This is a genomic window from Inquilinus sp. (assembly GCF_057815775.1).
Genome location: NZ_JBYRFX010000200.1, coordinates 1 through 4,852 on the forward strand (window position 1 = coordinate 1; position 4,852 = coordinate 4,852).

Sequence of the window (4,852 nt, forward strand, 5' to 3'; positions counted from 1 at the left end):
CGTATGCGTCAGCCCTTACCCGCCTTGTGGTGAGGGGCGGCTTTGGTCGATGTCGCTGGTATGGCGGACGACCCTGACACAGCGGTGGCACTCGTAAGCGGCGGCTACGAGGTGCGTAGAAGTTCGGTGCGACGTGGCGCCGGCTCCGGGGTGGAGGTTCGGGTCCGGGCTGTCCGGCGGCGGAACTGGTCGACCGAGGACAAGCTGCGGATCGTGCGTGAGACCTTGGAGCCCGGCGCGGTAGCCAAGGTGGTGGCGGAGCGGCACGGCATCGGGACCGGGCTGCTGTTCACCTGGCGGCGGGAGATGCTGGCCACGGCGATGTCGGGCCTGGTGCCGATCGAGGTTGTGCCGGAGCCGCCGCGGGTCGAGGCTCTGGTGTCGGCGCCTGCGGCGACGGCCGAGACGCCTGGTGCGATTGAAGTCGTCTTTCCGTCCGGCGCGACGGTGCGCGTCAGCGGCTGCGTGGACATGGCGGTGCTGCGCAGCGTGCTGGCCGTGCTCGGCGGGCGCTGATGTTTGGTCCGCCGCCTGGCACGCGGGTGTACCTGGCCTGTGGCGTGACGGACATGCGCCGCGGCTTCGACGGCCTCGCGGCGCAGGTACAGACGGTACTGGCGCAAGATCCCTACAGCGGCGCGGTGTTCTGCTTTCGTGGCCGCCGTGGTGACCTGCTGAAGCTTTTGGTCTGGGACGGCCAGGGCCTGATCCTTGTCGCCAAGAGGCTGGAACGCGGCAAGTTTGTCTGGCCGCAGGCAAGCCATGGTGTCGTCTCGCTGACGCCGGCGATGCTCTCCATGCTGCTGGAAGGGATAGATTGGCGGATGCCAGCGTGGACGGCGCGGCCCGAGGTTGCCGGGTAACGCCATCTCCATTTGGGACGACGCGGAGCGACGGTTGATGCTTCGGGTGTGGCCGCCATGCTCGATCCCGCCATGCCGCCCAACGAAGCCGAGGCGCTGCGCGCGCTGCTGGTGGAGCGGGATGCTGCCCTTGCCGCACGCGATGCCGCGCTGGCCGAGCGTGACGCGGCCCTGCTGAACGCCCGGCTCGAGATCGAGAAACTCAAGATCCAGCTCGCTGCCCTGCGGCGCGACCGCTACGGCAAATCCTCCGAGCGGCTGGCGGCCGAGATCGGCCAGCTTGAGATGCTGATCGGCGACCTCGAGGAGGATCAGGCCGAGCGCGAGGCCGCCGCCGAGAGGGCGCGGCCGGCCAAGGGCCAGCCGGACAGGCTGCGGCGGCCGGCGCTGCGCCGCCCACTGCCCGAGCACCTGCCACGCGAGATCGTCGTGCATGAGCCCGTCCTCGCCTGCCGCTGCGGCTGCACCGACCCGGCCCGCCTGACCCGCCTCGGCGAGGACGTGACGGAGGTGTTGGAGAAGGTGCCGGCGCGGCTGAAGGTGATCCGTCATGTCCGGCCGCGCTATGCCTGCCGGGCCTGCGAGACCGTGCTGCAGGCGCCGGCGCCCGACCTGCCCATCGAGCGCGGCCGCCCTGGGCCGGGGCTGCTGGCGCATGTCCTGGTGTCCAAATACCTCGACGGCCTGCCGCTCTACCGCCTCTCCGGCATCCTGGCGCGCGAGGGGGTGGAGATCGAGCGGCAGACCCTGGCCGACTGGGTCGGCCACGGGGCCTGGTGGCTCCGCCTCCTGGCCGAGGCAATCGGTGCCTACGCCCTGGCGCAGGGCGTGATCTGGACCGACGACACGCCGATCGCGGTTCTCGCCCCAGGCCGCGGCAGGACGCGCCAGGCTCGGTTCTGGGTCTACGCCTTTGATCCGAGACCTTGGGGCGGCCCGGAGGAAGGGCATGGGCCGCCGGCGGCATTCTACTGCTACTCGCCGGACCGCAAGGGCGAGCGGCCGCAGGGCCACCTTGCCGGGTTCGCCGGCTGGCTGCACGCCGACGGCTATGCTGGCTACGACGCGCTCAGCCTGCCGAGGGGCAACAAGCCGCCGCGCCTCACCCACGTCGCGTGCTGGGCCCATGCCCGCCGGCGGCTGTTCGAGGTGTTCGAGGCGACCAAGTCACCGATCGCCGAAGAGGGGTTGCGGCAGATCCAGGCTCTCTACGCCATTGAAGCCACGATCCACGGACAGCCACCGGAGCAGCGCCGCATGGAGCGCGAGGCGCAGAGCAAGCCGCTGCTCGAGGCGCTACATGCCTGGATGCTGGCGCAGCGGCGCCGCCTGTCCGGCAAGTCGACCCTCGGCAAGGCGCTGCAATACGCCCTCAGCCGGTGGGACGCGCTGGCGCGCTACATTGAGGACGGCAGGCTGTCGATCGATAACAACCTGGCCGAACGGCAGCTGCGAGGCATTGCCCTGACCAGGAAAAATTATCTGTTCGTCGGCAGCGATGCAGGCGGGCAGCGTGCCGCGATCATCTACACCGTTGCCGAGACCGCGAAGCTGAACGGCCTCGATCCCGAGGCCTACATCGCCGCAATCCTCGACCGCCTCGCGCGTGGGCATCCCGCCAGCCGCATCGACGAACTGCTGCCCTGGAACTTCAGCGCACAGCGTCAACCTGCGGCCCAGAGCTGACGCATACATCGGCCGGAACGCTTACACGAAGGAACCTTCAGCCATCATGTCAGATAGCGGCCGCACGGCGCCCTTGCCCGGCGGCTGCCCCCGAGGCGCGCCGCGGTTGCTGTCGAAGAAGGTGCTGAAGGCGATGCGGGCGGCCGCCACCGCCGGGTCCAGCATGAATCGCTTGAACGCCTCCGGCGTCAGCGGCAGGCCGCTGTACAGCTCGGTGCAGCCGCGGGCTTGGGCGCTTCGAGGTTGTTTCCAGGGGATGGGCTGTCTAAATCATTGCAGCCTCGGGTCGGGGGAGTCGTCTCGACCTGTCCAGCGGGAGGCACGTCTGATGTCCGCCCCCGCCGAGGCACGCTCCACTCTGCTCTGCTTGCTTTGGCGGTCGTGAGCGAGAGGCCTTTTTTTTCAGCTCGGCGACGCCGGGCTTGCTTGCGCCATGCGCAGCGTTCATGGCGTAGGCGCCCTGTGCCGGAGCATCACGGGTCCGGCCGCGAGGTGTAGCCCCACTGTCCTTCGCTGCACGCAGGGCGCCATTTCGCCGCTCGGCGGCGCGTCATGCAGGCACGTGTCGAACATGCCGCCGTCTAAGCAGGAGTCGGTTTGGCGCCTCATGCCGGGATGTTGTCGCCCCTCGATCACCCCTGCTCGGCCGTCGCTACGGCGGCCAGTGCCTTCACCCGCTGAACAGTGCTGACCCCCACCCCGACGGCCCTTGCGACTTTCAGGATCCCGTCGCCGGTGGCGAGCCGGACCCGGATCGCTGCTTCGGTTCCGGTGTCGACGGTCGGGCGTCCCAACCGCTTCCCTTGAGCCTTGGCGCGCGCCAGGCCGGCCATCACGCGATCGCGGATCAGCTCGTGTTCAAGCTCGGCGAAGACGCTGGCCATGTTTAGCATGGCGCGACCGTAAGCCGTGGTCCCGTCCATGCCCTCTCGGTGGCTGTATGGTTCGACCCCCGCGCCGGAGAGCTCGGCCAGGGCGACAGATACCGTCGCGGTTGAACGCCCCAGACGATCGACCGCGGCCACCATGAGCACATCGAAGCGCCGGCGCGCAGCGTCCTTCAGCATGCGATCAAAGCCTGGCCGCTTGCTCCGTGCCCCGGCGCCGCTGATCCTCCTCGAGGTCGCCGATCAGCATCTCATACCAAGTCCCATTGATCATGACCTGTATGCCCAGTCTCGCAGCCCTATGGACATGATGCGCCACGGCTGATCGACGAGCTTGTTCCAGGCATTGCAGCAGTGGCCGACGATGGCCTCGTAAGACTGGAAGACCCGGTTGGAGAGCCAGTTGTCGCGCATGAACTGCCAGACGTTCTCCATGACGTTGAGCTCGGGACACTTGGGCGGCAGCGGGGCCAGGGTGATGTTCGGCGGGACCGCTACCTTGTCCGACATGTGCCAGCCGGCCTGGTCGAGCAGCAGCACCGCGTGCGCCCCCGGCGCCACCGCGGCGGCGATCTCGGCGAGGTGCAGGTTCATGGCCGCGGTGTCGCAGTGCGGCAGCACGAGCGCGGCGCCCTTGCCCTCCTTCGGACAGACGGCGCCGAAGATGTAGGTCGATGCCGTGCGCTGGTCGTGTGGGGCAATCGGCCGGGTGCCGCGGCGGGCCCAGCGGCGAGTGATCTTGTTCTTCTGCCCGATCCTGGCTTCATCGGCGAACCAGACCTCTATGGCGGCGGGCTCGACGCTTTTCTCGCGCGCGATCTCGTCCAGCACGGCGGGGAAGGTGTTTTAAAAAGATCGACCGCCCCTTCGGCCTGGGCATGGTGGCGCGGCCGGGCCGACAGCTTCCGCCAGCCCATGGCGCGCAGTTCCCGGCTCAGCGTCTGCTTGGCCACCGTGACCCGGAACTCCTCCCACAGCCACTGGCACAGGTCGACCAGCCGCCAGCGCACCACGCCGTGCACTGCGGGGATCGGGCCGCTCTCGAGTGTCGCCACCAGCGCCGCCCGGTGGACGTCGTTCAATCTTGGCGGCTGGCCAGGGGCCTTGCGGTCGATGAGCCCGTCCGGGCCGTGGACGTTGAACCTCAGCACCCAGTCCCGGACGATCTGCAGCGTCACCCCGCCAGTCCTCGCTGCCTCGGTTCGCGTCGCCCCGTTGTAGACCGCAGCAAGCGCCAATAAGCGCCGCGCCTGGGCTGCATCCTTCGTCTGTCGGGCCGCCACACGAAGACGCACCGCGTCGAAATCACCCCGGAGCGGGATAGGCATGGCGAACCTCCACCGTTCGTCATCTTGAATCAGAAAACCGCCGTGTCAGGGAATCCCTCCGGGAGTCACGATCTCGGGGACTTGGTAT

At 68.8% G+C, this 4,852-nt stretch carries 6 protein-coding genes; 3 read left to right on the forward strand and 3 right to left on the reverse strand.

Annotation, left to right across the window (positions count from 1 at the left end; genetic code table 11):
• The first annotated feature begins 84 nt into the window (after window positions 1-84).
• Genes tnpA through tnpC form a run of 3 tightly spaced genes read left to right on the forward strand, consistent with a single transcriptional unit; the run spans window position 85 to window position 2,549 of the window.
• Window positions 85-516 (forward strand): IS66-like element accessory protein TnpA, encoded by a 432-nt coding sequence (gene tnpA, locus AC3XYG_RS07090; protein ID WP_489139107.1) that lies wholly within the window; start codon window positions 85-87, stop codon window positions 514-516.
• Entirely contained in the window at window positions 516-863 is a 348-nt protein-coding gene (tnpB, locus tag AC3XYG_RS07095) for an IS66 family insertion sequence element accessory protein TnpB (protein WP_489139108.1), read from the forward strand. The genes tnpA and tnpB overlap by 1 nt, the downstream gene beginning before the upstream one ends.
• 57 nt (window positions 864-920) lie before the next feature.
• Window positions 921-2,549: an IS66 family transposase gene (gene tnpC, locus AC3XYG_RS07100; protein WP_489139109.1), complete on the forward strand. Its 1,629-nt coding sequence runs from the start codon at window positions 921-923 to the stop codon at window positions 2,547-2,549.
• Between the two features lie 21 nt (window positions 2,550-2,570).
• On the opposite strand, the gene AC3XYG_RS07105 is transcribed toward tnpC, so the two are convergent.
• The 3 genes from AC3XYG_RS07105 to AC3XYG_RS07115 form a co-directional block, all read right to left on the reverse strand.
• Window positions 2,571-2,714, reverse strand: a complete 144-nt coding sequence (locus AC3XYG_RS07105; RefSeq protein ID WP_489139110.1) for a hypothetical protein — start codon at window positions 2,712-2,714, stop codon at window positions 2,571-2,573.
• Between the two features lie 467 nt (window positions 2,715-3,181).
• Window positions 3,182-3,661, reverse strand: coding sequence for a recombinase family protein (locus AC3XYG_RS07110; protein ID WP_489139112.1), 480 nt, complete (start codon window positions 3,659-3,661; stop codon window positions 3,182-3,184).
• A gap of 45 nt (window positions 3,662-3,706) precedes the next feature.
• Window positions 3,707-4,764 (reverse strand): IS630 family transposase gene (locus AC3XYG_RS07115; RefSeq protein ID WP_489139111.1). Its coding sequence is split into 2 segments (ribosomal slippage): window positions 3,707-4,281 and window positions 4,281-4,764, totalling 1,059 coding nucleotides; the frame shifts between segments, so codons are not numbered across the junction.
• Window positions 4,765-4,852: the final 88 nt, after the last annotated feature.

Bases quoted from the DNA above. Each gene is read 5' to 3' on its own strand.
- tnpC (WP_489139109.1), top strand. From the start codon at position 921: ATGCTCGATCCCGCCATGCCGCCCAACGAAGCCGAGGCGCTGCGCGCG.
- AC3XYG_RS07105 (WP_489139110.1), bottom strand. From the start codon at position 2,714: ATGCTGGACCCGGCGGTGGCGGCCGCCCGCATCGCCTTCAGCACCTTC.
- tnpB (WP_489139108.1), top strand. From the start codon at position 516: ATGTTTGGTCCGCCGCCTGGCACGCGGGTGTACCTGGCCTGTGGCGTG.